Raw genomic sequence first — 21,888 nt, forward strand, 5'->3', positions numbered from 1 at the left:
GCGCCCCGCGCCCCGCGCCCCGCGCCCCGCGCCCCGCGCCCCGCGCCCCGCGCCCCGCGCCCCGCGCCCCGCGCCCCGCGCCCAAGATCCGAACAACATCCCCGATGCTGCTGCCTCCGACACGCACGGAGACACCAACATCCCTGATCCTGCACGGATCTTGAGGACAAACGCCGACCCTGGGGTGACCGGAGCCCCCGGCGTGGCACCCACGGCCACCAAGATCACACTCGAACCAGGATGTAGTGGCCACGGAACGCCGGGAAGCCACTAGAACCAGGATGTTGCGCGATCTTGAGATCGGGACGCCCGCACAGGGGGGCATCCATCGCCGTTTTTGGGCAGGCAACCCGCAGCACCAGCCGGGCCTCCGCTGACCCACTCGGGTTCCGTGAAATCGCGCTTTCCACCTCGCTCGAACACCGCGTCTTCAAGAAAGCCGAGTGGATCAAGGCGCAAAGCACGGACCGCGACCACAGGCGCAAGCACAGCCCGCCACAACACCGCAAGCACAGACCGCGACCACACCGGATTATCGAGACGGTCGAGGCGGCCAGGAGCAGCACGCCCAGCAGCCGGCCGCACGCCGGCCGCACGCCGGCCGCACGCCGGCCGCACGCCGGGCCCACGCCGGCCCCACGCCGGGCCCACGCCGGCCCCACGCCGGCCCCACGCCGGGCCCACGCCGGCCCCACGCCGGGCCCGCGCCGGCCGCACGCCGGGCCGGGCATCTGCGGCGGTACAGGCGCCGCCTACCGACTACCGACCGGCCACGGCTGGCCGGTCTAGAGGGTCTGCACGGTGGCGATGCGTTCCTCAAGCTGCTCGATGGTGGCCTGGGCGCTCGGCGGACCGCCGCAGAGCCGGCGCAGCTCGGCATGGATCTTGCCGTGCGGCTGGCCGGTGCGGTGGTGTCGGGCGGCGACCAGAGCGTTCAGTTGGCGCCGGAGCGCCACGCGGCGCTGGGCGGCGCTCATGGGTGCGGGGGGCGCTGCCGTGGCCGCAGCGGCCGGCTGAGCGGCCCCGTCGGCCGTACGGCGGCGTTGGGCGGCGAGCTGTGCGGCCTGCCGCTTGGTCAGTAGCAGCGAAACCTGGTCGGCGGTGAGCAGACCGGGCAGGCCGAGGTATTCCTCTTCCTCGGGAGTGCCGGCCTGGGCCGCGGTGCCGAACGACGCGCCGTCGAAGATCACCTGGTCCAGCTCGGCGGTAGCCGAGAGCGCCGCGAACCGCTTCTCCAGTTCCCCGCTGGCCTGGTCGTCGCGCTGCGCGCGTTCCAACAGGTCGTCGTCGAAACCGTCGGCTTCCTTGGGTTTGCCGAGTACGTGGTCGCGCTCGGTCTCCATCTCGCTGGCCAGCCCGAGCAGGTGCGGCACGCTGGGCAGGAACACCGACGCGGTCTCCCCGGGCCGGCGGGCCCGCACGAACCGGCCGATCGCCTGGGCGAAGTACAGCGGGGTGCTGGCGCTGGTGGCGTAGACCCCGACCGCCAGTCGTGGGATGTCGACCCCCTCGGACACCATCCGCACCGCGACCATCCACCGCTGGTCGGACGCCGCGAACGTCGCGATCCGGGCGGACGCGCCCTGGTCGTCGGAGAGCACCACGGCGGCCTTCTCACCGGTCACCTGTTCGATGAGCTTGGCGTACGAGCGGGCGGTCTGCTGATCGGTGGCGATGATCAGACCACCGGCGTCGGGCATGCCCGCGTTGCGCAGCACCGTGAGTCGGGCGTCGGCGGCCCGCAGCACCTGCGGCATCCAGTCGCCGGCCGGGTCCAGGGCGGTACGCCACGCCTGGGCCACCAGGTCCTGGGTCATCGGCTCGCCCAGCCGGGCGGCCAGTTCGTCGCCCGCGTTGGTACGCCAGCGGGTCTCCCCGGAGTACGCCAGGAAGAGCACCGGCCGGACCACCCCGTCGCGCAGCGCGTCGGAGTAGCCGTACACCGAGTCGGCGCGGGAGCGCAGCAGCCCGTCCCCGCCTCGCTCGTAGCTGACGAACGGGATCGGGTTGTCGTCGGAGCGGAAGGGTGTCCCGGTGAGCATCAGCCGGCGTACGGCGGGCTCGAAGGCGTTCTTCACCCCGTCGCCCCAGGACCGGGAGTCGCCGGCGTGGTGGATCTCGTCGAGGATGACCAGGGTGCGCCGGGTCATGGTGCGCCGTCGGTGCACCTGCGGGGCCATCCCCACCTGCGCGTAGGTGACCACCGCGCCGTGGAAGTCGGCCGAGGAGTGCAGGTCGGCGTTGCGGAAGGCGGCGTCGAGTTGGATGCCCACCCGGGCTGCCGCGTCTGCCCACTGGCTCTTCAGGTGCTCGGTCGGTGCGACCACCGTAACCGCCTCCACGGTGCCGTCGCCGAGCAACTCGGCCGCGATCCGCAGGGCGAAGGTGGTCTTGCCGGCGCCGGGGGTGGCGACCGCGGTGAAGTCCTCGGTACGACGACGCAGGTATTCCACCATCGCCTTGCGCTGCCAGGCGCGTAGCGCCGGGAACGTCTCGAGCACCGGCGTCCGGGCTGCCACGCGAAGCTCCTCTCCGACCGCACGATGGCGGACCCCGGGCGAGGGCCACGAGGATCCGCCGCCCATGAAAACGCCTCCGCGCAGAAGCTGCCGCGAAGGCCGACTCAGCATAACCAGCACGGGCCGCCGGGCCCAGGCGACGCCACGCTGGTCACAATCCCGCACCCGAGCGAACAGCGCCCGGCCGTCTCACCAACTCCGGTCGGTGCGTGGATCCGCCCCGTCGGCGCGCGGCGGGCGCATCCTGGCCACCGGCGCGGACCAGCGTCGACGCAGCGCGATCAGGCGCAGTCCGAAGACCAGGACGGCAGCGGCGGTGAGCGGACCAGGCCCGGTCTGCCCGGTGACGTACAGCAGCACCACCAGGATCGAACCGGCCAGCGCGGCCAGCGCGTAGATCTCCCGGCGCAGCACGACCGGGATCTCGGCGGTGAGCAGGTCGCGGCCGAGCCCGCCGCCGATGGCGGTGAGCATGCCGATCAGGCAGGCCCCGACCGCCGGCACCCGGGCGTCGAGCGCCTTGAGCGTGCCGGTGACGGTGAACAGCGCCAGGCCGGCCGCGTCCAGCACCAGCACCGTGGTGCGCAGTCGGGCCAGTTGCGGGTGCAGCCAGAAGACGGCGAGCGCGGTGATCGCGGCAGTGGCCGCGTACCGCCAGTCGGCGAACGCCAGCGGCGGCACCTCGTCGATGACCAGGTCCCGGAAGATCCCACCGCCGAGGGCGGCGACGAAGCCGACGAACGCGACGCCGAACAGGTCCAGTCGCTTGGCCACCGCCGCCGAGGCCCCGGACGCGGCGAACACCGCGACCCCGGTCAGGTCGGCGAGGAGCAGGGCGGTGGAGGTGGTCACCGCCGCAGGCTACGTCGCCGGCCGGAACATCGGCCGAGGTTCACTCACGGTACGAGTCGTAGATCTCCTTGCACTTGGGGCAGACCGGTGAACCCGGCTTGGCCGCCTTGGTGACCGGGAAGGTCTCGCCGCAGAGAGCGACGACGAAAGTGCCCATGACGGCGCTCTCGGCGATCTTCTCCTTGCGGACGTAGTGGAACATCTCGGGACCGGTGTCGGCGTCCTTCAGCTCCGGACGCTCGAGAACCTCTGTGCTCACGTCTGCACCTCCAACGGACAAGTTTGGCAGGTCATCACGGCCGGGTCCACTTGAGCCCGGCGGGGGCCCCACCCCGTACGGTGCCCGTGTGACTGACTTTCGCATCAGCTACGGCACCGAGGTGGCCGAAGCCCAGCGCGACGGCCGACCCGTCGTCGCCCTGGAGAGCACCATCGTCTCGCACGGGCTGCCCCGACCGGAGAACCTGCGCGTGGCCAGGGAGATCGAGCGGACGGTCCGGGAGGCCGGGGCCGTTCCGGCGACGATCGGCATGATCGCCGGTGAGCTGGTGGTCGGCCTGGACGACGCGCAGCTGACCCGGCTGGCCACGGTCGACGGCGTGACCAAGCTCTCCGTCCGCGACCTCGCGGTCGCCGCCGCGACCGGCGCGGACGGCGCGACCACCGTGGCCGCGACCAGCGCGGTGGCCGCCGCCGCCGGCATCGGCGTGTTCGCCACCGGTGGGCTGGGTGGGGTGCACCGGGAGGCCGAGCACACCTTCGACGAGTCGGCGGACCTGGTCACCCTGGCGCAGACCCCGATCGCGGTGGTCTGCGCCGGGGTCAAGTCGATCCTCGACGTGGGCGCGACGCTGGAGCGCCTGGAGACCCTCGGGGTCGCGGTGGTCGGTTACCGCACCCGCCGGTTCCCCGGCTTCTACCTGACCGACGCCGGCTTCGACCTGGACTGGTCGGTGGACTCGCCGGAGCAGGTCGCCGCCGTGCTCGCCGCCCGGGACGAGCACGCCGTGCACACCGGCGGGCTGCTCATCGCTAACCCGCTACCGGTCGACGAGCAGCTCGACCCGGAGCTGCACGACCGGACTCTCACCGAGGGCCTGGCCCTGCTGGAGCGGGACGGGATCACCGGAAAGGCCGTCACGCCGTACCTGCTGGCGCACTTCCATTCGGCCACCGAGGGCGCGAGCCTGGCGGTGAACGTCCGGATCATCCTGCGCAACGCCGACCTGGCCGCGCGGATCGCGGTCGCCTCGGTGGCACGCGGCACCGCCGTCCCGGCATGACCCGACCGGCCCGGATGGTCGTCGTCGGGGACGTGATCACCGACGTGGTCGCCGTGTTGTCCGGACCGCTGGCGGCCGGATCGGACACCGGGGCCGCCATCAGTCTCGGCGGCGGTGGTCAGGCGGCCAACACCGCCGCCTGGATCGCCGCGCAGCGGGTGGACGTCACGCTCGTCGGGGCCGTCGGTGACGACGACGCCGGGCGGGACCGGGTGGCCGAGCTGGAACGGGCCGGCGTCGACTGCGCCATCGAGCGGGTCGACGGCGCCCCGACCGGCACTGTCATCGTGTTGGCCGCCGACGACGAGCGGACCATGGTCAGCCAGCGGGGCGCGAACCTGCGGCTGAGCGCCGCGCACGTCGAGCAGGCCCTCGCGGCGGTGCCCGACGCCGGGCATCTGCACCTGTCCGCGTACACCCTGTTGGACGCGGAGTCGCGCGGCGCGGGGCTGCGGGCGTTGGCCGCCGCCCGCGAGCGCGGGCTCACCATCAGCGTCGACGCGGCCTCCGCGGCGCCGTTGCGGCGGATCGGCGCGGCGGTGTTCCTGAGTTGGGTACGCGACATCGACCTGCTCCTGGTCAACGCGGACGAGGCCACCGTGCTGGCCGGCGGCCTGGACCCGGCGGCGCAGGGGCGGGCGCTGTCGGCGACGGCTCGACGGGTGGTGGTGAAGCGCGGCGCGGCCGGCGCGGTCTGGGTGGATCGCACCGCGGGGGTCTGCGTGGCTCCGGCCAACCGGGTGGCGGTGGTGGACGTCACCGGCGCGGGCGACGCCTTCGCGGCCGGTCTGCTCACCGCGTGGCTCGCCGGTGCCACTCCGAGCGCGGCACTGGGTCGCGCCACCGACCTGGGCGCGCTGGCTGTCTCCACCGCCGGGGCTCGGCCCCAGGGGTAGCGGCCGGCGCACGGCCACCGCTCGACTTCTTGACTGCTCGAACCCTGGCCCGTTCGCGGGTCAGGGTTCGGCGTCGATGACCTTGTGTGGGCGCTCCTCGGCGGTGAGGCTCATCGGCGGGGTGTCGTCCTGCTGACGGGGGTGGAACCGGTTGGCCAGCCGGTGCTCCTCCTTCGGTGGCCGGTCGTTGGCCAGCAGCACGGCCAGCCAGGGGATGAGCACCATGCCGAGGCCGCACAGTGGCAGCCAGAGCCAGAGCAGTGGGGCGTTCGCACCGACCAGGATCGCGCCGACGATGATGCACAGCACCCGGATGCCCATCATCAGGACATAGCGGCGCTGGCGACTGTTGAGCTGATCGTCCTGGCTGCGCGAGGCGTCGGTGATCAGAATCGGCTGGTACGCCTGACGCTTCACCATGGACCTCCTCGAGGGGGTTACGCCTCATCCTGTCACCGCAGGTCCGTGATCAGCGAACTTCGACTCATCCCGGCACGTGTTACGCGCGTGGTACGCTCCGCGCTGTGGGCAGCAGGTTCAGCTTCACCGACGAGGCGTTGGCCAACCTGAGGGTCTACGACGTCACACCCGGGGAAGTCTGGGAGGCGCTGCACAGCGCCCGACGGGTCATCCGTCATCTGGGTGACGACGTGATGGTGGTCTACGCCGCCGCCCGTCGGGGCCGCAGGCTGGCGGTGCTGCTCGCCGAGGCCGATGGCACCGACAACGACTGGGACATTCTCTCCGCCCGCGAGTTGAGCGACGTCGAGTCCAAGCGCTACGACGAGGCCGTGCGGAGATCTCGCTAGACGAGGAGGCCGTGACGATGCACCGTAACGACGCGACCAAGCAGTTCCACGGCGGCGGCGAACGCATCGCCGAGCTGATCGACGAGAGCCCCGCGGCGGAGCTGCCCATCCCCGACAGCGACGTGCCGATGGTGAGCCGCTCGGTGCGGCTGCCACTGGACACCTACGAGCGGGTCCGCGCCGCCGCCGACGCCCGGGGCATCGGGGTCACCACGCTGATGCGCCAGTGGATCGAGGCCGGCCTGGCCGACCTGGACGACTCGGCGACCGTCTCGCTGGCCGACGTCCGGCGCGCGCTGGCCTCGCTGGCGCACCCCACTGCCGCCTGAGCCGACCGCCCCTCACCGGGCCGGCCGGTCAGCCGCCGGCGGTCTTCGCCTTGGCCGCCGCCTTCGTCTGCTGCTTGAACTCCCGCACCCGACGCAGCGAATCGGCGTCGGTGACGTCGGCCACCGACCGGTACGCGCCCGGATCGCCGTAGTCCCCGGCCGCCTTCCGCCAGTCGAGCGGTGTCACCCCGAACCGCTTGCCGAGCAGGGCCACGAAGATCTGCGCCTTCTGCTTGCCGAAGCCGGGCAGCGCGGAGACCCGGCGCAGCAACTCCGGCCCGTCGACGACCTCGGCCCAGAGCAGCGCGGCGTCGGCGTCGTACCGCTCCACCAGCACCTGGCAGACCTCCTGCACCCGGGCCGCCATGGCCTTGGGAAACCGGTGCAGCGCGGGCGGCTGGGCGAAGAGCGCGACCAGGGCCTCCGGGTCGTACCCGGCCAGCTCCGCCGCGTCCAGCTCATGGCCGAGCCGCTGCGCCAGCACGTACGGCGAGGAGAACGCCTTCTCCATCGGCACCTGTTGGTCCAGGACCATGCCGAGGAGCAGTGCCAGTGGGCTGCGCTCCAGCAGCCGGTTCGCTTCGGGGTCGATGGGCAGCACGAGCGTCATGCCGACCATCCTGCCCGGCGCACCGATCCGGGCAGACACCGACGCTCCGACACCATCCGGCGGGTGACGCTGACCCGGGACGCGACGGGAGGCAGGATGTCGGGGTGGACGAACACGACATGCTGCTCTCCCCCGCCGGTGTCGACGCGCTGCGCACCGCGCTGACCCGGGCCGGTTTCACCAGCCACGGCATCGCCGAGCGGCTGGGCGCGCAGGCGACCGCGGCGGTCGCCCGCAACGACTACCGGGCCGCGCTGCGCGCCACCGAGGACGGCGACCCGCTCGGCACCCTGATCCGGGTGTTCATCTGCGACCAGACCGAGCCGGAGGGAGCGGTGGCCGCCGCGCTGACACCGCTGAGCCTCACCGAGGCGCTGGCCGGCGGGCTGGTCGAGCGGTACGGCGACGGCCTGCGTGCCGGCGTCGACCTGGAGCCGTACGGGGACGACTGGTGGGTGCTCGCCGACGTGCCGGCCAGCGCCCGGCCGGGTCGTCCGCTGCACGCCGAGCACGTCCTCGGCATCGGCGGGGCGACCCACACCCTGATTGGCGCGACCATGCGGCGGCCGGTCGACACCGCCCTGGACCTGGGCACCGGTTCCGGCGTCCAGGCCCTGCACCTGGCCACCCACGCCCGGTCCGTGACCGCCACCGACCTCTCCGATCGGGCGCTGCGTTTCGCCGCGACCACCGCCGCCCTCAACGGGCAGGACTGGGAGTTGCTCCGCGGCGACCTGGTCGCCCCGGTGGCCGGTCGGCGGTTCGACCTGGTGGTGAGCAACCCACCGTTCGTGGTCGGCCCGGGCACCACCACGCACGTGTACCGCGACTCCGGCCGGGTCGGTGACGCGATCGGCGCCGAGCTGGCCGCCGCCGCCCCGGGCCTGCTCACCGACGGCGGCACCATGCAGTACCTGGCCAACTGGGTGCACGTCGCCGGCGAGGAGTGGGACGAGCGGGTGGCCGGCTGGTTCGCCGGGACCGGCCTGGACGCCTGGGTGATCCAACGCGAGGTGGCCGACCCGATGGCGTACGTCGACCTGTGGCTCACCGACGCCGCCGAGAGCGCCGACCCGCAGCGGATGGCCGCCTGGCTGGACTGGTTCGACGCGCACAAGGTGGAGGGCATCGGCTTCGGCATCGTGTCGCTGCGTCGCGGCGGGCATGCCGACCCGGTGGTCCGGGTGGAGGATCTGCGCCAGCAGGTGCAGCCGCCGCTGGGCGACCAGGTCGCCGCCTGGTTCGACCGCCAGGACTTCCTCCGGGTACGCGACACCGAAGCGTTGCTCGCCGAGCGCTACCGGGCCGCCGAGGGCCTCCAACTGCGGCAGGAAGCCACCATGGGCGACGAGGGCTGGGGGGTGGACCGCCAGGTCCTCGCGATGCCGCACGGCCTGCGGTGGACCGAGGAGATCGACCCGCTGGTCCTGGCGCTGGTCGGTGGCGCCGACGGCCGGCTGCCGCTGCGGGACCAGCTCGCCCTGCTGGCCGCCGCGCACGACGTCGAGCCCGACGAAATGGCCGAGGCCGCCGGCCCGATCGTGGCGCACCTGGTGGAGCGCGGCTTCATCGAGCCGGTGAACGCCTGATGCGGGCGGTGGTGCAGACCGTCGGGCGGGCCAGCGTGACGGTGGACGGCGAAGTGGTCGGTGCGATCGAGAACGGCCTGCTGGTGCTGCTCGGCGTGACCCACACCGACACCGCGGAGACGGTTCAGACGATGGCCCGCAAGGTGCACGAGGTACGCATCCTGGACGGGGAGCGGTCCGCCGCGGACACCGGCGCGCCGATCCTGGTGGTCAGCCAGTTCACCCTCTACGGCGACGCCCGCAAGGGCCGCCGACCGAGCTGGTCCGCCGCCGCCCCCGCCGAGGTCGCCGAGCCACTGGTGACAGCGGTGGTCGACGCCCTGCGGGAACGAGGAGCGAAGGTGGAGACCGGCCGCTTCCGCACCCACATGGTGGTGGAAAGCACCAACATAGGCCCCCAAACCCTCCTCCTGGACCTCTAACCCCCCCCACCCCCCACCCCGCCTCCGTTGATCATGAAGTTATTGCCCTCCACCTCGGCGTGTCGTGGCAATAACTTCATGATCAACGCGCAAAGAGGGGTGGGTGGGGTCAGGAGAAGAGGCCTCGGCGGGTCAGGGACTGGCGGAGCCAGTTGTCGAGTTCGGCGGTCCAGTCGGTGCGGTCGGCGGTGGCGTGGTCGACAGTGAACCGACCGAAGGCGTCCCGGCCCTCGGCGAAGACGCCGCCGCGCTTGTCGACCTCAAGCACCACCTGCATCTGCTGGGCGTCGGCGATGAAGGTGACCTCCAACTGGTTGATCGAGCGGGCGTACTGCGGCGCCGGGCTGAACTCGATCTCCTGGTAGAACGGCAACGTCTGGCGTACGCCGTAGATGTGCCCGCGTTCCACATCGGCGCGCGCGAACCGGAAGCCCAGCCGCAGCAGCGCGTCCAGCAGTCGCTCCTGCGCCGGCAGTGGGTGCACCGACACGGCGTCCAGGTCTCCCTTGTCGACCGCGCGGGCGACCTCCAGCTCGGTACGCAGGCCCATCGTCATCCCGTGCAGGTGCTGCCCGCACAGCTCGGTGACCGGTGTCTCCCACGGCACGTCGAAACGGAACGGGAGGTCGTAGCGCTGCCCCGGCTCCAGCCGGAACGCGCCGGTGACCTGCTGGCGGTGGAACTCCTGAGTGGTGTCGTAGTCGTTGTCGCCGCTCTCCACCTCCACCCTGGTGACCAGGCCGAGGGTGACGTGGTCGATGTCGACCTGGTGGTCGCCGCCCAGCACCTGGATCCGGCCCTCCAACTGGCCACCCGGGCGGCAGTTCGGGTCGGCCAGCTCCGTCTGGACCGACGGACCACCGACGCCCATCGCCTTCATGAGCCGCTTGAAGACCACACCGTCCTCCAACTGTCGTTTCCGGCTGGCCGGAGGTGGCCGGCCGTCCGCAACGTAGCCGGGGCGGGCAACCACACACTCCGACGACACACCGCACCAGCGATCTGACGCGATTCCTGTCGGGTGCCCGATCGCCTCACTCCCGTTTTACGCCCCGCCCGCCAAGCTGTTGTCACACCGGCACCACTGGGCCGGGAACACGGCACCGACGTGGAAACGGGGAGAGACAGAGATGGTTCTGCAGATGACGGAACACCGGACGCGCCCGGCCACCACGACCGACACCGACGGGGCCACCGAGGCCCTCGTCGACCTGGACGCCACCGACGAGCGCGGCATCTCGACCGACCTGGTCCGGGCCTACCTCAACGGAATCGGCCGGACGAAGCTGCTGACCGCCGCGCAGGAGGTCGACCTGGCCCGGCGCATCGAGGCCGGCCTGTTCGCCGCCGAGAAGCTGGCCACCTGCACCCCGGTCTCCGCGGAGCTGCGAGCCGACCTGGAGCTGATCGTCGCCGAGGGTCGGGCGGCCAAGGACCACCTGCTGGAGGCGAACCTGCGGCTGGTGGTCAGCATCGCCAAGCGCTACACGGGCCGTGGCATGGCGTTTCTCGACCTGATCCAGGAGGGCAACCTCGGTCTGATCCGGGCCGTGGAGAAGTTCGACTACGCCAAGGGCTACAAGTTCTCCACGTACGCCACCTGGTGGATCCGACAGGCCATCACCCGGGCGATGGCCGATCAGGCCCGTACGATCCGCATCCCCGTGCACATGGTCGAGCAGGTCAACCGGATGGTCCGGGCCCGCCGCGAACTGGCGGTGACGCTGGGCCGCGAACCGACCGTCGCCGAGGTGGCCCGCGCGCTGGAGGTCCCCGAGATCCAGGTCATCGAGCTGATCTCCTACGACCGGGAACCGGTCAGCCTGGACCAGGCCGTCGGCGACGACGGTGAGAGCGCGCTCGGCGACTTCGTGGCCTCGGTGGACCCGCGCACCGAGCCGGGCGACGCCGCCGCCCAGGGCGAGCTGCGCAACGAGGTCAGCATCGTGCTCTCCACCCTGTCCCAGCGGGAACAGGCGGTCATCCGTCTCCGGTTCGGCCTGGACGACGGCCGTCAGCGCACCCTGGACGAGGTCGGTAGGGAGTTCGGCCTGTCCCGGGAGCGGATCCGGCAGATCGAGAAGGTGACGCTGCTGAAGCTGCGCGCCCCGGAGCGGGCCCAGCGCCTGGAGGCGTACGCCTGCTGACGCACCCGGTTCCCACGCAAGGCCCCGGCGGTTCGCCGGGGCCTTGCGTGCTGTCGGGGTGATTGACTGGGGATTCTGTCCGCCGGTCGACGATGCGGGGATAACGACGATGAACTGGACGCTGGAAGTGGTGATCGTGCCGGTCTCGGACGTGGACCGGGCGAAGAAGTTCTACGCCGAGCAGCTCGGCTTCGCTGTGGACCACGACACCGTGATCAGTGACGACGCGCGCATCGTCCAGCTGACGCCACCCGGCTCGGGCTGCTCGGTCGTGATCGGTAAGGGCGTCGTCCCGGAGATGCCGCCCGGCTCACTCAAGGGCCTGCAACTGGTGGTGCCCGACCTGAAACGGGCCCACGAGGAGCTGGTCGAGCGGGGTGTGGACGTCAGCGAGATCCAGGTGATCGGTCAGAACCCCCGGCCGGTGCCCGATCCACTGGACAATGTGGGTTTCGTCTTCTTCGCCGACCCGGACGGCAACACCTGGGGCGTCCAGCAGATCTCCAGCCGCGCCTGACCGGGCACGCTCACAGGCGGCGGGGGCCGGTGTCCGGGCGGGCGACCACGCCACCCACTCCCACCTGCGCGTGCAGGATCGAGATGCCGTCCGGGCGGGCGAGCACCGGGTTGAGGGTCAGCGAGCGCACCCGGGGTTGTTCGTCGGCGAGCTGACCCACCCGGAGCAGCAGATCGGCCAGGGCCGCCCGGTCGACCGGCGCGGCCCCCCGGTGCCCGCGCAGCAGCGGTGCCGCCCGAGGCTCGTCGACCAGCTCGGCCGCGTCGGTGTCGGTCAGCGGCACCGCCCGCCAGGCCCGATCGCCGAGCAGCTCGGTGGCGACCCCGCCCAGGCCGAAGCCGACCACCGGCCCAAACGCGGGGTCTTCCACCACCTCCACCACGCAGGCCACGCCGGGCGCGACCATCGGCTGGACCAGCGCGTCCGCGCCGAAGCTCGCGGCCAGGTCGGTGTACGCCCGGCGCAGGGTCGGCTCGTCGGGCAGGTCCAGCCGAACCGCGCCGAGGTCGAGTCGGTGCCGCAGCCCGGGATCGGCCGCCTTGAGCGCAACCGGGAAGCCCAGCCGCGCCGCCGCGTCGACGGCAGCCTCGACCGAGTCGACGGACACCGAGGCCACCACGTCGATGCCGTACGCGGCCAGCAGCGCACCCGGGTCGGTGCCGTCGGCGCGGAGCGCGGCCTGCGCGGCGGCGCGATCGACGTCGGGCAGTTCCGGGGCGACCCCGGGCGGGCGGCGGAGCCACTCGGCGTACCGGTGTGCGCGGGCGAGCGCGCGGACCGCCTCCTCCACGCCGCCGTACGCCGGCACCCCCGGTGGCAGCCGCCCGACCAGGAAGGTCGCCACCGTCGGCTTGCCCAACGCGAGGGCGGCCGGCAACGCGGCGGTCACGTCGGCGTCCACCTCGGTCAGTTGACCGGGCAGCGGCGGGGCGAAGACCACCACCAGGGCGTCCACCCGTTCGTCGGCGGCCGTCTCGGCGAGCGCGGCGGCGAACTCGGCGGCGCCGGCGCTCGGCCCGACGTCGCGGGGATAACCGTCGGCCACGCTCAGGCCGTGCCCGACGCAGGCGGTCGCGGCGAGACCGGTGAGGGCCGAGGAGTTGCCGACCACACCGACCCGACCGCCGGCCGGCAACGGCTGGTTGGCCAGCAGCACACCCACGTCGAGCAGCTCCGGCACGGTGTCCACCCGAATCACCCCGGACTGGGCGAAGAGCGCCGCCACCGCCACCTCGTCCGGCCCGGCGGCGTCACCGACCCCGGGCGGACGGGCCGGCGAGGCGAGCGCGACCACCGGTTTGGCGCGGCCGATCCGCCGGGCCAGCCGGGCGAACTTGCGCGGGTTCCCGAAGGTCTCCAGGTAGAGCATGATCACGTCGGTGCCCGGGTCGTCCTGCCAGTACTGCAAAAGGTCGTTGCCGGAGACGTCGGCCCGGTTGCCGGCCGAGACGAAGCTGGACAGCCCGAGGCCCCGCCGGTCCGCCTCGGCGAGCAACGCCACCCCGAACGCACCGGACTGGCTGAAGATGCCGACCCGACCGGCCGGCGGCAACGACGGGGCGAGGGTGGCGTTGAGGCGTACCGTCGGGTCGGTGTTGGCCACGCCCAGGCAGTTCGGGCCGACGACCCGCATCCCGGCCGCGTGCGCCGCGCGGACCAGCGCCCGCTGGGTGGCCGCGCCCTCGCCGCCGGCCTCGGCGAAGCCGGCCGAGATGACCACCAGGCCGTGCACCCCCGCGGCGGCGGCGTCGGCGACCACGGCGGTCGCCGCCTCCGGTGGGACCGCCACCACCGCCAGGTCCACCGGCGCCGCCGCGGCAACAGCCGACGGGTACGCGGGAAGGCCCGCCACTGTGGACGCGCTCGGATGCACCGGCACCACCGCACCGGTGAACCCGCCGTCGCGCAGATGCCCGAGCACCGCCGCGCCGACGCCCTGGCCGGTGGCGCTGGCACCGTAGACGACGATGCCGCGTGGGGCGAGCAGCCGGGCGATCGAACGGGCCTCGGTACGGTGCTCTCGGCCGCGCTGCACCTCCAGGCTGGCCTCGGTGGGCGCGATGGGGAAGCTCAGGTGGACCACGCCGTCGGCGTACTCGCGCTGGACCTGGTAGCCGAAGTCGGCGAAGACCCGCAGCATCGTCCCGTTGGCCGGCAGCACCTCCGCGACGAAGCTCATGATGTCGTTGCGGCGGGCCGCGTCGGCCAGGTGCTCCATCAGCACCGAGCCGATCCCCCGCCCCTGGTAGGCGTCCTCCACGACGAAGGCCACCTCCGCCTCCGGGGCCTGTGGGCCGAGCCGCTCGTACCGGCCGACGGCGACGATCTGATCGGCGGCCAGCACCACGAACGCCTCCCGGTCGTGATGGTCGACCGTGACGAAACGGATCAGGTCCCGTTCCGGGATGCGTGGGTACGGCGAGAAGTACCGCAGGTAACGGGTGCGCTCGGAGAACCGGCTGTGCATCGCCACGATGCCCGGCGCGTCGGCCGGGTCGATCGGTCGCAACTGGACCGTGCTGCCGTCGCTGAGCAGCACGTCGACCGGTTGGTCCAGACTCGTCACCGAACGGCCCGGCTCAGTCCCGTGGATCGTGCGGATCGAGCCCGAGCAGCGGGAAGACCGTCTTGCGGGTGGCCGCGATCGCCCGGTCCACCGCGTTCGGCTCGCCGGTCGGCTGCCACGGCTCGTACGACGGGTCGGCGTCGTCGGTCATCCGCAGCGGCACCTCCCGACCCAGACGTCGGGAGGCGACCAGGTCCCGCCACGCGGGCGGGGTGAGCGTGGCCGGGTCGATCGGGTCACCGGTGGCCACCGCCAGCAGGTGACTCCACGCCCGGGGCACCACCTCGACGAGCGCGTACCCGCCGCCGCCGGTGGCCACCCACCGGCCGTCGCACAGCTCGTCGGCGAGCGCCCGCATCGCCAGGTAGGTGGCCCGCTGCCCGTCCACCGTCAGGTTGAGGTCGGCGAGCGGGTCGAGTCGGTGGCCGTCGGCGCCGCACTGGCTGACCAGCACCTGCGGCTTGAACGCGCGCAGCACCGACGGCACTGTCGCGTGGAACGCGCGCTGCCAGCCGCTGTCGTCGACACCGGGCGGCAACGGCATGTTGACGGCGGTGCCCTGCGCACCCGGCCCACCCGTCTCGTCCGGGAAACCGGTGCCCGGGAAGAGCGCCAGCGGGGTCTCGTGCAGGCTGACCGTCAGCACCCGCGGGTCGTTCCAGAAGATGTCCTGCACACCGTCGCCGTGGTGCACGTCGACGTCCACGTACGCGATCCGCTCGGCGCCCAGGTCGAGCAGACGGGCGATGGCCACCGCGGGGTCGTTGTAGACGCAGAAGCCGGAGGCTCGGGCGGACATCGCGTGGTGCAGCCCACCGGCCACGTTCACCGCCCGCCGGGCGTCGCCGCGCCAGACCGCCTCGGCGGCGGCGACCGTCGCGCCGGCGATGAGCGCGCTGGACTCGTGCATACCGTCGAAGACCGGGTTGTCGGAGGTGCCCAGCCCGTACCCGGCGAAGAGCGGGTCGCGCGGCGCGTTGCGCACCGCGGCGAGGTAGCCCGGCGCGTGCACCCGGGTGAGCAGGGCGTCGTCGGCGGGCTCCGGCTTGACCATCCGCACCCCGGGCCGATCCAGGATGCCCAGCTCGCGGGCGAGCGCGATGGTCAGCTCCACCCGGACCGGGTCGAGTGGATGGTCACCCATGTCGTAGGCGAGCAGCGACTCGTCCCACACCACCACAGTGTCGTCGGACATGAGCCCATCGTCGCACGAGGATCGGCGCGGGCCCACCGCACGCGCTGGTCAGCGGCCGGGTGTCGACCCGGAGGCGACCGGCCGGGCCGGGTCCGCCACCCAGTTGCTCCACGAGCCAACGTAGAGCGCGGCGTCCGTGCGGCCGGCCAGGTGCAGCGCCAGCACCGCCTGGGCGGCGGTCACCCCCGAGCCGCAGTACGCCCCGACGGCCCGCCCCTCGGTCACCCCGGCGGCGGCGAACCGCTCACTCAGCACGTCGGCGGCCAGGAAACGGCCGTCCGGCCCGACGTACTCCCCGGCGGGCAGGTTCGCCGCTCCCGGCACGTGCCCGGCCACCGGGTCGATCGGCTCGACCTCGCCCCGGTAGCGGGGCACCGCCCGCACGTCGAGGAGCACGGCGTCGTCCGCGGCGGCCAACGCGGCGGCCTGCCCGGCGTCGAGCACCGGAAGATCGCCGGGGCGCACCACGATGTCACCGGGAGGTGGGGCGGGCGCGTCGGTGGAGACGGGTCGGCCGGCGGCGACCCAGGCCGGGTAACCGCCGTGCAGCAGGCGCACCGGCCGGTGGCCGGCCCAGCGCAGCGTCCACCACGCCCGCGCGGCGGCCATGCCGTCGCCACCGTCGTACACCACCACGGGGTGACCGGTGCGAACGCCGGCGGCCCGCAGCGCCGCCTGCAACGTTGCCGGGTCGGGCAACGGGTGCCGGCCGCCGACGCCCGGCACCCCACAGAGCGCGGTGTCCAGGTCGACGAAGACGGCCCCCGGCAGGTGACCGGCGAGGTAGTCGTCGTGGCCGGGCGGGCCGATGAGCCGCCAGCGGACGTCGAGCAGGGTGGGCGGGTCGACCTGGTCGAGCTCGGCGGCGAGGCGGTCGACCTCGACCAACGGCTCCTGGGTACCGGACATGGCGACATCCAACACCATTCGGCGCGACGGCACGCGGTTCGGCGACGGTCGTCGGCCGTTCACCCGAGGTACCATCGTGCATCGGAGGGCCGCTGACCTTATGAAGTCTCACGACCTGGTCGACACGACCGAAATGTACCTGCGCACCATCCTCGAACTCGAAGAGGAGGGGGTGCCACCGCTGCGTGCCAGAATCGCCGAGCGGCTACGACAGAGCGGCCCCACAGTGAGCCAGACCGTCGCCCGGATGGAGCGCGACGGCCTGCTCACCGTCGAGGGTGACCGACACCTCACGCTCACCGCGCTGGGTCGCGGCACGGCGGTTTCCGTGATGCGCAAGCACCGGCTCGCCGAGCTGCTGCTGGTCAACGTCATCGGGATGCCCTACGAGGAGGCCCACGAGGAGGCCTGCCGCTGGGAGCACGTGATGAGCGACGCGGTGGAGAAGCGGGTCTACGACCTGCTCAACCGGCCGACCCGCTCCCCGTACGGCAACCCGATCCCGGGCCTGGAGGAGCTGGGCTCCCCCGAGGCGGAAGCGACCGAGGTCGCCGAGGGTGAGCGCAACCTGGCCTTCCCCGGCCTCTCCGGGCCGGTGGTGGTCCGCCGGATCTGCGAGAGCGTGCAGACCGATGGCGACGTGCTGCGTCAGCTGCACGCCGCCGGTGTCGACCCGGGCGCCACCGTGACAGTGGCCCAGGAGCGCGACGGGGTGTCGATCGACCGCTCCGGTGACCGGGTGCGGCTGCCCCGCGAGGTCGCCTCCCGGGTCTTCGTCGCCGCCAACTGACCAACCGGCCACCCGGGCGTCACAACGCCCGGGTGTCCACCTTCTTCGCCAACGCGGTCAGGCCACCGGTCAACTTCTCCGCCGCCGAGCGCTCACTGCCACGGGCCGTGGTCCAACTCACCGTGGCCAGCCTTCCGTCGCCGGCCAGCCAGCCCACCTCGGCGACCGGCCCGTGCCCGCTCGCCGCCGCGGTGGTCCGCTTGTACGCCTGCTGACCCAGCCCGGTGACCTTCGCCGCCTTGTCCGGCACCACGTCCGCGCCGAAGGTGGTCTTGTCGATCGTGGTCTCGGTCACGCTGAGCGTCAGCTCCGGCAGGGTGGCACCCGTCGCCCGGACCACACAGGTGTGGGTGTCACCCTGTGCGCTGGCCGCCGCCACGTCGAAGCGGACCTTCACCACCTGCTCGATCACCGCGAAGTCCAGCAGACGGCAGGCGCCGCCCGAGGAGGCCGCCGCCACGTCCACCGCGATCGGCACCGGCGGCGGCACCGCCACCGGCTCCGCCTCGTCGGCGCACCCGCTCACCAGCAGCCCGGCCAGCCCGGCGACCATGATCCGCCCGCGCACGTTCCACCCTCTCGCCGACCGACGGCGGAAGGCGCCCGCCAGGTGTCCGTCGGACACCGTACGGGGTGGTCGGTGTCGGGCGAAAGCCCCCGCTGACGCCTATTCCGACGGTGGATCGTCCACGTACGGACAGTGCCGGCAGCCGCGCCCGCAGCACGTGCCACGACGGGCCAGGAAGCCGGCGCTGAGCACGAACAGCCCGCTCGCCGGGTCGAGGTAGCCAGCCTCACCGGCGGCCAACGCGGCGGTGTGCGCGGCGAGGATCCGGACCCGGTCGGGGTGCTCCGGCGACAGCCGGGAGGGGTGCGGCTCGGTGAGCGGCCGGTCGGCCAGGGGTTTCCGCTCTTCGCTCACCGCAGCAGTCTAGGGACGGCGCGGTGTCGTCCTCCCGCCGGCCGGAATCCGGCGACATGCCCCCGGCGTGGTCGCGTTTCGTCGTACGGTCCGACGACGATCGAGGTCGACAACCATCGAATCCTACGGAGGAGACGCGATGCGGAAGATCGTTGTGCAGATGAGCCTGTCATTGGACGGGTTCTTCGAAGGCCCGGGTGGGGACATCAGTTGGCACCAGGTCGACGAGGAGTTGCACCAGCACTTCAACGACGTGATCGCCCCGATGGGCGGGTTCCTCAACGGCCGGGTCAGCTACGAGCTGATGGCCGCCTACTGGCCGACCGCCGATCAGGACCCGACCGCCAGCGGCCCGGAGCGCGAGTTCGCCCGGATCTGGCGGGACATGCCGAAGGTCGTCTATTCGCGCACCCTCGACCACGCCGACTGGAACTCCACCATCGTGCGCGAGGTCGACGTCGAGCAGGTCCGCAAACTCACCGCCGAACCGGGCGGCGACCTGGCGCTCGGTGGGGCCGACCTGGCCGCGACGTTCGCCCGGCACGACCTGATCGACGAGTACCGGATCTACGTCAACCCGGTGCTCGTCGGTCGGGGTCGCCGACTCTTCCCCGACGCCGAGACTCCGACCGGTCTGCGGCTGGTGGAGAGCCGCGTCTTCGGCAACGGCGTGGTCCTGCTCCGCCACCAGCGGGTCCGCTGACCGATGATCAGCACCTTCGCCGGGATCGACGGGACCACCCTCGCGTACCGGACGATCGGGGTTGGAAACCCGCTCGTCTGCCTGCCGGGTGGGCCGATGCGCGACTGCGCGTACCTCGGTGACCTCGGCGGTCTGGGCGCACACCGGACGCTTGTTCTCCCCGATCCGCGGGGCACCGGCCGCTCCGAGGCCCCAGCGGACGTCTCGACCTACCGCTGCGACCGAATGGTCGACGATGTGGAGGCGCTACGCGCACACCTGGGCCTCGACCGGCTGGATCTGCTCGGGCACTCCGCCGGTGCCAACCTGGCTCTGGGATACCTGACCCGGCACCCCGGCCGGGTGGGCCGACTCGCGCTCATCAACCCGAGCATCCGAGCGGTCGGGCTGGAGACGACGGCCGCGCAACGCCAGGAGGTCATCCAGACCCGGGCCGACGAGCCGTGGTTTCCAGCGGCGGCAGCGGCGTTGGAGTCGGTCCTCTCAGGTCAGGCCGACCCGGGCGCCCGGCAGGCAATCGCGCCGTTCTTCTACGGCCGGTGGGACGAGACGGCACGGGCGCATCAGGCGGCCGAGGATGGTCAGCGCAACGACGAGGCGGCGCGGGTCTTCAGCTCCGAAGGCGCCTTCGATCCGCCGGCCAGCCGTACAGCGCTCGCCGCACATCGAGGCCCGGTGCTGCTGCTGGCCGGTGCGGTCGACCTGGCCGCGCCGCCGGGACTGGTGGCCCGGTTCGCCGAGCTGAGTCCGCGCGCCACGCTGGTCGTCCAGCCGGACGCCGGGCACTACCCGTGGCTCGACGACGCCGAGGCGTTCACCGCGACGGTCGCGGCATTCCTCGCCGGCTCGGATGGTGCTTGAGTCTCCACCGGGGGGAGACGCGAGGGTGGGGGCATGAGCGGGGAGACGCGTCACACGATCGGCGAGCTGGCCCGACGGACCGGCCTTAGCGTCAAGACCATCCGGTACTACGCCGACAGCGGGGTCGTGCCGCCGACCGATCGGAGCCCGGCCGGTTACCGGCGGTACGGCCCGGCGGCCGTGGCCCGGTTGGAGCTGGTCCGGACGTTGCGTGACCTGGGCCTGGATCTGGCCACCATCCGGCGGGTGGTAAACGACGGGGTGCCCCTGCACGAGGTGGCCGCCGCGCACGCCGAGGCGTTGGCCGTGCAGATCCGGGTGCTGCGGCTGCGCCAGGCGGTGCTCACCGTCGCGGCGCGGCGCGGGTCGGGCCCGGCCGAGGTGGACGAGCTGCACCGGCTGGCTCAGCTCACCACCCGCGAACGCGGGCAGTTGGTGGCGGACTTCCTGAACGGCGTCTTCGCCGGCCTCGGCGACCAAACCGCGTACCCGGGTGTGATGGTCTCGTTGACGCCGGAGCTTCCCGACGACCCGAGCATCGAACAGGTCGAGGCGTGGCTGGAGCTGGCCGAGTTGTGCCGGGACCGGGATTTCCGGGCCCGGATGCGGCGACTCGCGCGGCAGCACGCCGCCGACCACGACATCCCGGGGCTGCCCCGCCCGGACGCCGTCGCGGTGGTCCGGGACGCGGTGGCCCCTGCCCTCGCGGCCGGTCTCGACCCGACCGGCCCGGACGCCGGTCCGGTGGTCGCAGCCGTCACCAACCGGTACGCGAGCCTGCACGGTCACTCCGACGAGGCCGACCTGCGTCGGCGGTTGCTCGATCGGCTGGTGCCGGCCAACGACCCCCGCCGGGACCGCTACCTCGACCTGTTGGCGGTGCTCAACGGCTGGTCGACAGGCGATGCGACGACACCCGCGGTGGACTGGTTCATCCGGGCCCTGCGCCACCGGATGCCCGAGCCGGCCCGCTGAGCTGACCGGGTCGAACCAGCGGCCTGGCCGTCGGTCGGCGCGGTGCCGTCAGCCGAACCAGGTGAGCGCCTGACCGTGGCCTCTGGCCCAGGCCAGCGGCTTCCCGTCGAGCGCGAGAACGTTGTGCAGCGCGTCGCTCGGCGGGGCGGGCAGCCCGTCGTACCGGAGCACCGTCGGCGCCTCGATCGCCACCCAGTGCCCCGGCAACTCGCGCACCAACCGGACGAACGCGTCCCGGCGCGGGGACGGCACCTGATAGAGCACGGACGTGTGGAAGACCACCAGCGTCGCATCGGCCGGCGCCCGCGCGGCCAGCGCCGGCAGGTCGTCCACCAGGTCACCGCGGACCAACAACGGCGGGTCGGCCGCGGCCACCGCGGCCGCGGCGCGCAGCCGGGCCCGCCGATGGGCGTGCTCCGGCCAGATCAGCGCGTCCAACCAGGACACGTCGTCGGGGTCGGTCACGTCGAGCGGGTTGAGGTCGAGCCCGGCCCGCCACACCACCCGGGGTACGCCGCCCGGCGGCACCAATCCGTCGGCCACGCAGTCGAGAAGCGGCTCACCGGAGCCGACCTGATGGCCGCCGTAGCGGTACGCGTACCGGTCGGGGTAGAGGCCAAGACCGGCCGACGCGCCGACCTCCAGCAGGGCGAGCGGCTGCGGTAACGCGGCGAGCACCGGCAGCAGGACCGCGCACCGGCCCGCCTCGTTCGTCTGGGTCGCCCGGGTGAGCACCTGCGTCTCGATGGCCGGCCAGTGCGTCACCACGTAGTCGTGGAAAGCGGCCGGGTCGTCGACCGGACCACCGAGCCAGCGGACGACGCCGAACAGCAGATTCGGCTGCCGCTTGGCCGGCGGCAGCCCGTCGAGCAGGGTGAGCAGGTCGCCGTCGCTGGCGACCGCCTGCGACAGGCGCTCATACGTCGGCGACACCCCGCGCGCCTCGCGGCTGCTGAACTCGGCGTACGTCTCAGCGGTCGTCATGGCCTCATCG

Annotated in this window: 24 protein-coding genes; 12 read left to right on the top strand and 12 right to left on the bottom strand. The window is 72.8% G+C overall.

Annotation, left to right across the window (positions count from 1 at the left end; all coding sequences use genetic code 11):
* Positions 1 to 785: 785 nt before the first annotated feature.
* From ACZ6NZ_RS16695 to ACZ6NZ_RS16705, 3 genes are all read right to left on the bottom strand, one after another.
* A complete protein-coding gene (locus ACZ6NZ_RS16695) occupies positions 786 to 2,519 on the bottom strand; it encodes a DEAD/DEAH box helicase (RefSeq protein ID WP_465858889.1) in 1,734 nt (577 codons plus the stop codon).
* Between the two features lie 189 nt (positions 2,520 to 2,708).
* Positions 2,709 to 3,371, bottom strand: coding sequence for a trimeric intracellular cation channel family protein (locus ACZ6NZ_RS16700; RefSeq protein WP_465858890.1), 663 nt, complete (start codon positions 3,369 to 3,371; stop codon positions 2,709 to 2,711).
* A gap of 40 nt (positions 3,372 to 3,411) precedes the next feature.
* A complete protein-coding gene (locus tag ACZ6NZ_RS16705) occupies positions 3,412 to 3,630 on the bottom strand; it encodes a DUF3039 domain-containing protein (protein ID WP_007456912.1) in 219 nt (72 codons plus the stop codon).
* Between the two features lie 88 nt (positions 3,631 to 3,718).
* Here ACZ6NZ_RS16705 and ACZ6NZ_RS16710 point away from each other — a divergent pair, with 88 nt between their 5' ends.
* Positions 3,719 to 4,654: a pseudouridine-5'-phosphate glycosidase gene (locus tag ACZ6NZ_RS16710; protein ID WP_357263499.1), complete on the top strand. Its 936-nt coding sequence runs from the start codon at positions 3,719 to 3,721 to the stop codon at positions 4,652 to 4,654.
* Positions 4,651 to 5,550 (top strand): carbohydrate kinase family protein, encoded by a 900-nt coding sequence (locus ACZ6NZ_RS16715; protein WP_465858891.1) that lies wholly within the window; start codon positions 4,651 to 4,653, stop codon positions 5,548 to 5,550. Before ACZ6NZ_RS16710 ends, ACZ6NZ_RS16715 begins: the two co-directional genes overlap by 4 nt.
* Positions 5,551 to 5,610: 60 nt before the next feature.
* Here the strand turns inward: ACZ6NZ_RS16715 and ACZ6NZ_RS16720 are convergent, their stop codons facing one another.
* Positions 5,611 to 5,970: a DUF3099 domain-containing protein gene (locus ACZ6NZ_RS16720; RefSeq protein WP_355009882.1), complete on the bottom strand. Its 360-nt coding sequence runs from the start codon at positions 5,968 to 5,970 to the stop codon at positions 5,611 to 5,613.
* 104 nt (positions 5,971 to 6,074) lie between these two features.
* Between ACZ6NZ_RS16720 and ACZ6NZ_RS16725 the strand changes: the two genes are divergently transcribed.
* Both ACZ6NZ_RS16725 and ACZ6NZ_RS16730 read left to right on the top strand, forming a co-directional pair.
* The gene (locus ACZ6NZ_RS16725; RefSeq protein WP_030489374.1) at positions 6,075 to 6,359 is read left to right on the top strand and encodes a hypothetical protein; all 285 of its coding nucleotides are present in this window, start codon (positions 6,075 to 6,077) and stop codon (positions 6,357 to 6,359) included.
* A gap of 17 nt (positions 6,360 to 6,376) precedes the next feature.
* Positions 6,377 to 6,688 (top strand): hypothetical protein, encoded by a 312-nt coding sequence (locus ACZ6NZ_RS16730; protein WP_366608435.1) that lies wholly within the window; start codon positions 6,377 to 6,379, stop codon positions 6,686 to 6,688.
* A 28-nt stretch (positions 6,689 to 6,716) separates the two neighbouring features.
* On the opposite strand, the gene ACZ6NZ_RS16735 is transcribed toward ACZ6NZ_RS16730, so the two are convergent.
* Positions 6,717 to 7,307, bottom strand: coding sequence for an HhH-GPD-type base excision DNA repair protein (locus tag ACZ6NZ_RS16735; protein ID WP_465859478.1), 591 nt, complete (start codon positions 7,305 to 7,307; stop codon positions 6,717 to 6,719).
* Positions 7,308 to 7,402: 95 nt separating this feature from the next.
* Between ACZ6NZ_RS16735 and ACZ6NZ_RS16740 the strand changes: the two genes are divergently transcribed.
* Both ACZ6NZ_RS16740 and dtd read left to right on the top strand, forming a co-directional pair.
* Positions 7,403 to 8,887 carry a DUF7782 domain-containing protein gene (locus ACZ6NZ_RS16740; RefSeq protein ID WP_465858892.1) on the top strand — a complete coding sequence of 495 codons (1,485 nt, stop codon included), beginning with the start codon at positions 7,403 to 7,405 and terminating at the stop codon, positions 8,885 to 8,887.
* Positions 8,887 to 9,309, top strand: a complete 423-nt coding sequence (gene dtd, locus ACZ6NZ_RS16745; protein WP_366608417.1) for a D-aminoacyl-tRNA deacylase — start codon at positions 8,887 to 8,889, stop codon at positions 9,307 to 9,309. The genes ACZ6NZ_RS16740 and dtd overlap by 1 nt, the downstream gene beginning before the upstream one ends.
* Positions 9,310 to 9,418: 109 nt before the next feature.
* Here the strand turns inward: dtd and ACZ6NZ_RS16750 are convergent, their stop codons facing one another.
* Positions 9,419 to 10,207 (bottom strand): sporulation protein, encoded by a 789-nt coding sequence (locus tag ACZ6NZ_RS16750; RefSeq protein WP_465859479.1) that lies wholly within the window; start codon positions 10,205 to 10,207, stop codon positions 9,419 to 9,421.
* Positions 10,208 to 10,439: 232 nt separating this feature from the next.
* Between ACZ6NZ_RS16750 and sigB the strand changes: the two genes are divergently transcribed.
* Both sigB and ACZ6NZ_RS16760 read left to right on the top strand, forming a co-directional pair.
* Positions 10,440 to 11,456 carry an RNA polymerase sigma factor SigB gene (gene sigB, locus ACZ6NZ_RS16755; protein WP_465858893.1) on the top strand — a complete coding sequence of 339 codons (1,017 nt, stop codon included), beginning with the start codon at positions 10,440 to 10,442 and terminating at the stop codon, positions 11,454 to 11,456.
* Between the two features lie 109 nt (positions 11,457 to 11,565).
* Complete coding sequence (locus tag ACZ6NZ_RS16760) at positions 11,566 to 11,973, top strand: VOC family protein (protein WP_465858894.1); 408 nt, start codon at positions 11,566 to 11,568, stop codon at positions 11,971 to 11,973.
* 10 nt (positions 11,974 to 11,983) lie between these two features.
* Here ACZ6NZ_RS16760 and ACZ6NZ_RS16765 read toward each other — a convergent pair whose 3' ends face one another.
* From ACZ6NZ_RS16765 to ACZ6NZ_RS16775, 3 genes are read right to left on the bottom strand one after another with little or no spacing between them, the layout of a single operon-like run.
* Positions 11,984 to 14,539 (bottom strand): bifunctional acetate--CoA ligase family protein/GNAT family N-acetyltransferase, encoded by a 2,556-nt coding sequence (locus tag ACZ6NZ_RS16765; RefSeq protein WP_465858895.1) that lies wholly within the window; start codon positions 14,537 to 14,539, stop codon positions 11,984 to 11,986.
* Between the two features lie 13 nt (positions 14,540 to 14,552).
* The gene (locus tag ACZ6NZ_RS16770) at positions 14,553 to 15,734 is read right to left on the bottom strand and encodes an acetoin utilization protein AcuC (protein WP_465858896.1); all 1,182 of its coding nucleotides are present in this window, start codon (positions 15,732 to 15,734) and stop codon (positions 14,553 to 14,555) included.
* Positions 15,735 to 15,782: 48 nt separating this feature from the next.
* Positions 15,783 to 16,643, bottom strand: coding sequence for a sulfurtransferase (locus ACZ6NZ_RS16775; RefSeq protein WP_465858897.1), 861 nt, complete (start codon positions 16,641 to 16,643; stop codon positions 15,783 to 15,785).
* Between the two features lie 100 nt (positions 16,644 to 16,743).
* Between ACZ6NZ_RS16775 and ACZ6NZ_RS16780 the strand changes: the two genes are divergently transcribed.
* Entirely contained in the window at positions 16,744 to 17,433 is a 690-nt protein-coding gene (locus ACZ6NZ_RS16780; protein ID WP_145784915.1) for a metal-dependent transcriptional regulator, read from the top strand.
* Positions 17,434 to 17,452: 19 nt separating this feature from the next.
* Here the strand turns inward: ACZ6NZ_RS16780 and ACZ6NZ_RS16785 are convergent, their stop codons facing one another.
* Positions 17,453 to 18,001: a hypothetical protein gene (locus ACZ6NZ_RS16785; RefSeq protein WP_465858898.1), complete on the bottom strand. Its 549-nt coding sequence runs from the start codon at positions 17,999 to 18,001 to the stop codon at positions 17,453 to 17,455.
* Positions 18,002 to 18,100: 99 nt separating this feature from the next.
* A complete protein-coding gene (locus ACZ6NZ_RS16790; protein WP_465858899.1) occupies positions 18,101 to 18,355 on the bottom strand; it encodes a DUF5522 domain-containing protein in 255 nt (84 codons plus the stop codon).
* Positions 18,356 to 18,494: 139 nt separating this feature from the next.
* On the opposite strand from ACZ6NZ_RS16790, the gene ACZ6NZ_RS16795 reads away from it, so the two are divergent.
* From ACZ6NZ_RS16795 to ACZ6NZ_RS16805, 3 genes are read left to right on the top strand one after another with little or no spacing between them, the layout of a single operon-like run.
* The gene (locus ACZ6NZ_RS16795) at positions 18,495 to 19,058 is read left to right on the top strand and encodes a dihydrofolate reductase family protein (RefSeq protein WP_465858900.1); all 564 of its coding nucleotides are present in this window, start codon (positions 18,495 to 18,497) and stop codon (positions 19,056 to 19,058) included.
* Between the two features lie 3 nt (positions 19,059 to 19,061).
* The gene (locus ACZ6NZ_RS16800) at positions 19,062 to 19,919 is read left to right on the top strand and encodes an alpha/beta fold hydrolase (protein WP_465858901.1); all 858 of its coding nucleotides are present in this window, start codon (positions 19,062 to 19,064) and stop codon (positions 19,917 to 19,919) included.
* 33 nt (positions 19,920 to 19,952) lie between these two features.
* A complete protein-coding gene (locus ACZ6NZ_RS16805; protein ID WP_465858902.1) occupies positions 19,953 to 20,894 on the top strand; it encodes a MerR family transcriptional regulator in 942 nt (313 codons plus the stop codon).
* Between the two features lie 48 nt (positions 20,895 to 20,942).
* On the opposite strand, the gene ACZ6NZ_RS16810 is transcribed toward ACZ6NZ_RS16805, so the two are convergent.
* Complete coding sequence (locus ACZ6NZ_RS16810) at positions 20,943 to 21,878, bottom strand: DUF2332 domain-containing protein (protein WP_465858903.1); 936 nt, start codon at positions 21,876 to 21,878, stop codon at positions 20,943 to 20,945.
* Positions 21,879 to 21,888 lie beyond the last annotated feature (10 nt).

It is taken from the genome of Micromonospora sp. NPDC047756, from assembly GCF_055587245.1.